Annotated in this window: 1 pseudogene; it reads left to right on the top strand. The window is 46.1% G+C overall.

Going from position 1 to position 1,192, the window contains the following annotated elements:
• Window positions 1-1,019 precede the first annotated feature (1,019 nt).
• Window positions 1,020-1,192, top strand: a pseudogene (locus Q0257_RS02610) (carboxy-S-adenosyl-L-methionine synthase CmoA); the annotation flags it as partial.

The raw sequence follows: 1,192 nt of genomic DNA on the forward strand, positions 1-1,192 counted from the left end.
AAAATCGCAAATTTAGCGATCTAGCGCAGCTTAAAGAGCAGATTTTAAAAGACGCTTCAGAGGCGGAGGCGGTACTACGAAGCTGCAAATTTTAATCTAGGCTTGTAAGCTTAAAGATAAAACTTGCGGGCTGTGCGCTTGAAATTTGATGCGTTTGCCCGCGTTTTGCATCTACGGCGCATTAAATGAGCCATCTGCGTCGTCCCGTATAAAAGTCGTGTGCCCATTGTCACTGAGAATACTTGGTGCACCGCCTGCGTCTGCGATGCCATATGGGAAGTGCGCACAAAAGCGGCGCGCAAGCTGCTAAAAAGTCGTTAAATTTTAACGACGTACCGCCTGCAGGACTTTAACGTACTTTGGGCTTAGGCTTATGTAAGGCGAGGTAAGTGTGAGCTGCACCGAGAATTAAGGGCAATAAAAAATCTTAGTTGCGCTGCGAAGCTTTAAAATTTAGCAGGGCCGCCGGCAAGCAAGAGTCGAGAGCGGCTAAATTATACGCATAGTCAAACGTAAAAATTTTGCCAAGCGCCTCTATTTTTGCGGCGCGTAAAATCGCAAAATGGGCGCGAAATTCTACCAATAGAGCTTTGGCTATGCTTTTAGTTTAAGTTCGTAATTAAAGAATTTAAAGGAACTGTTTTGGTAGCGTGAGATTTGGCGACATAAAATTAATGCTGCGAAAATACGGCGTAGAATTTTAAGGATGTATTTGCACGGCGCGGAATTTTAGGGTCTGTCAAGCAAGACATGAAATTTAATCATGCATCGAGCGTATCTGGGCTAGAAGTGGAGCACAAACTGGGATGCAGCTCGCTCGCATTAAAAGCGCTCATGCTGCGTTTAAAATTTAGGTATGCTTACGCACGGGGCAAACTAAGCGCAAAAATTCCATGCGTAGCGGTCGCAAATCGAGTGTCACGTAAGTGCAGAAAGCACGGCATGAGAATTCTGCGCTTAGCATGCGCAGAAAATATAAATCGAGTGCTGCGCGAATAGCGAAACTAAAGAGGAAACGGATGAAAGACGAAATTTTTAAAGAACCTATCAAAAAGCAGTTTGAGTTTGACGCCAGCGTCGCGTCGGTTTTTGATGATATGATCGGCCGCAGCGTGCCGTTTTACGAGACCAGCACGAGGCTTAGCAGCGAGCTTTTGGCGCGGATACTGCCGCAAAAGGCGCGCGTGATCGA

The organism is uncultured Campylobacter sp. (genome assembly GCF_938018035.1).
GTDB lineage: Bacteria > Campylobacterota > Campylobacteria > Campylobacterales > Campylobacteraceae > Campylobacter_B.